The sequence below is a fragment of the Hydrogenimonas sp. genome, assembly GCF_029932565.1.
Taxonomy (GTDB): Bacteria; Campylobacterota; Campylobacteria; order Campylobacterales; family Hydrogenimonadaceae; genus Hydrogenimonas.
The window spans coordinates 1-3,441 of record NZ_JAOZPV010000116.1 but is presented as its reverse complement, the minus strand read 5'-3'; the positions used below and the strand labels follow the sequence as shown (position 1 = coordinate 3,441).

2 protein-coding genes and 1 pseudogene are annotated in these 3,441 nt (G+C 41.4%); all 3 read left to right on the top strand.

Going from position 1 to position 3,441, the window contains the following annotated elements:
- Positions 1-572 (top strand): asparagine synthase C-terminal domain-containing protein (locus Q1K24_RS09550; protein WP_300369441.1); only part of this gene is annotated, 572 nt, incomplete at its 5' end.
- A gap of 20 nt (positions 573-592) precedes the next feature.
- Positions 593-2,731 carry a bi-domain-containing oxidoreductase gene (locus Q1K24_RS09545; protein WP_300369434.1) on the top strand — a complete coding sequence of 713 codons (2,139 nt, stop codon included), beginning with the start codon at positions 593-595 and terminating at the stop codon, positions 2,729-2,731.
- A pseudogene (locus Q1K24_RS09540) lies at positions 2,728-3,441 on the top strand (hypothetical protein); the annotation flags it as partial. The gene Q1K24_RS09545 and the pseudogene Q1K24_RS09540, both read left to right, overlap by 4 nt.

The following is a 3,441-nucleotide window of genomic DNA, read 5'->3' as shown; positions in this document are numbered from 1 at the left end:
ACGACTGGGTAAGCTATTTTTCAGATGAAGAGCTTTCAGAGTTGTTCAAAAGCTATAAGCCTTATACTCCTACTGTTGCACAATTGTGGGAGCATCAAAATTATGAGGACAGGTTATTAAAGAGTTCCATTGTAGATTTAAAGACTTTTTTACCAAATAATCTATTATATTATGGTGATATAATGAGCATGGCTAACTCGTTTGAAGTGCGCTTTCCTTTAATCGATCATAAAATTATTGAATTTATGACTTCATTACCTACAAATATTCGCATTAAGGAAGGTAAAACCAAATACATCGTCAAAAAATTACTCGAAGGTAAGGTTCCAGATCGGATCATCAATAAACCGAAATTAGGATTGAATCCTCCTATGGGCATTTGGTTGAAAAAAGACCTCGACCATTTTATACAGGATCATTTATCTAGACGGTGTATTAAACGAAGAGAGCTCTTCAATCCTTCTTATATTGAAAAGATACAGGAAGAACATCGCACCGGTAAAAGGGATAGATCGTTGTATATCTGGGGGTTGATCGTCCTAGAAGAATGGTTCAGACAATATATCGATTAATTATGAAATGAAGGAATAATATGAAACAATTGATCCAAAGCTACAAAACGGGAGAATTGGGGCTATTCGAAGTCCCTGCACAAATTTGCGACGAAAATGGCGTTCTTATTAAAACGACGGCATCACTGGTGTCAGCAGGAACAGAAAAAATGATTGTCGATATCGCGAAAAAGTCATTGCTTGGCAAGGCAAAAGCGCGTCCCGACCTGGTAAAACAGGTGATCGACAAGATGAAAAAAGAGGGCATTCAAAATACGCTGGAAAAAGTCTTCAACAAGCTCGATACCCCTATTCCACTGGGCTACAGCTGCGCCGGCCACGTCATGGATGTAGGCAATAATATCGATGGGATTTCCGTTGGCGACCGGGTAGCTTGCGGAGGTGTGGGATACGCGAATCATAGTGAGATCAACTATGTACCAAAAAATCTCTTTGTCAAGATCCCAGACAATGTGGACGACATCGATGCATCGTTCGTTACGGTAGGAGCCATCGCTTTGCAAGGGATCCGCCAGACGGGGCCGACGCTGGGTGAGAACATTGCCGTCATGGGTCTGGGGCTATTGGGACAGCTGACAGTGCAGATGCTCAAAGCCAATGGCTGCCGGGTTATCGGCAGTGACGTGGACCCCGACAAGATCGAGCTGGCCAAAAAGCTGGGTGCTGACGAAGCGTGCCATGCAGAAGATCTCATAAAAAAAGCCATGGATTTCAGCAATGGTTACGGTGTCGATGCTGTCATTATCACCGCGTCGACGATGAGCAACCAGCCCATCATCGACGCAGGCGACATTTCCCGTATGCGAGGGCGTGTAATAGTCGTGGGTATGGTGGGCATGGAAATACCCCGAAATGAGTATTATAAAAAAGAGCTGACTCTCAAATTGTCTATGGCCTACGGGCCAGGCAGATATGATCCGGAATACGAAGAAAAAGGCATAGATTACCCCTACGACCTTGTACGTTGGACCGAACAAAGAAACTTCGAAGCATTTCTCAACCTTATTGCGGAAGGGAAGGTCAGACCCAAAGAGCTGATAACCCATGAATTTGATTTTGATAATGCCATGAAGGCTTACGACCTGCTTGAAGGCAAAGTAAAAGAAAAATATCTTGGTATCGTCCTTAAGTACACACACGATTTGGACATACAGGAACATAAAATCGTCCAGATAAATGCAAAACCCATACCACAGGACGAAGTCAGTGTCGGGCTTATCGGTGCGGGCAACTTCACAAAGTCCATTATCCTGCCAAATTTAAAGAAAGTGGATGGATTCGAGCTCACCGGGCTTTGTACGGCAACAGGCGTAAGCGCTCATGGCACGGGACAAAAGCATGGCTTCAAATACATTACGACCGATACAAATGAAATATATAAAAACGATGAGATCAACGCGGTTTTCATTACAACACGCCATGATCAGCATGCTCCCAATGTGCTGAAAACAATTAAAGCCAAAAAACACTGTTTCGTAGAAAAACCTCTGTGTATCAATGAAGAAGAACTGGAAGAAATCGCAGAAGCTTATGATGGGAGCGTGATTTTACAAGTAGGGTTCAATCGAAGATTTGCACCACTGGTTAGAAAAATGAAGGAAAGAGTAGGCAATGTTCCTATGTCAGTCACGTATCGTGTCAATGCCGGTGTCATCCCCAAAAACATATGGGTCCAGGACCCTGATGTGGGAGGTGGTCGTATTGTTGGGGAGGTGTGCCACTTCATCGATACCTGCAGTTACCTCATAGGCAGTGAAGTTGATAACGTTTATGCAGCATGTATACATAAAAATGACAAATCTATCCCGGATGAAGACAATGTAAGTATCGTATTGACTTATAAAAACGGTTCAACGGCAACGATTAACTACTATGCATACGGTGACAGCAGCATGCCGAAAGAATACATGGAACTGTTTGCAAACGGTATAGCCATGGAGATGAACAATTTCAGAGAGCTTGTGATATACGAAAAAGGCAAAAAAGAGCGTTTTAAAAACTCCAACCAGGACAAAGGGTTTATCAACGAATTCAAAATGTTCAAAAAGGCGGTACAGACAGGAGTGCCGGCAATACCATTCGAAAGCATCTACAATACAACACTCACGACTTTCAAAATTCTAGAATCACTAAAGAGCAAACAGGCTATCGAACTTTGACATCTCCTTTATTTTCTAAACCATTCATGGGCCGCACAGAAAAATTTGTACGGCTCTTCCATACGATCAGACATTTAAAATCAAAGCAAATAGCGTTTCGACTCTACTATGGATTAAGAACGAAATATAGAAATCTCGTTCATTATTCCCACCCAGACAGGATTGCTGCCAATGCATATGCATTAAAACTGCTTCCAGGCATAGAAACAGAGCATTGCTTCGAAGAACCCAATACTTTTATTTTTTTAAATAAAAAGAAAACCTTCGAAAAGCAAATTGATTGGAACTTTGCGGAATATGGAAAACTTTGGACTTATAACCTCAATTATTTCGATTATCTCAACCAACCGGATATGACCAAAGAACATGGTCTTCGATTGATATACGATTTTATTTCACAATGGCAAAATTTGACAGTCGGACTGGAACCTTTCCCGATTTCGATGCGGGGAATAAACTGGATAAAGTTTTTAACGAAATATGGCATTGATGAAAGATATATAACGGAAAATCTAAGAGCGCAGTATGCTATTTTAGAAGAGACTCTTGAATACCATCTGTTAGGCAATCATCTGCTCGAAAATGGCTTTTCTCTTCTTTATGGCGCCTATTTTTTCCGAGATTCAAAAATGTATAAAACCGCAAAAAAGATAATTTTGGAAGAATTGATGGAAGAAATATTGGATGATGGAGCTCATTTCGAACTTAGA

Coding starts and splice junctions, on each gene's coding strand:
- Q1K24_RS09545 (WP_300369434.1), top strand. CDS start 593: ATGAAACAATTGATCCAAAGCTACAAAACGGGAGAATTGGGGCTATTC.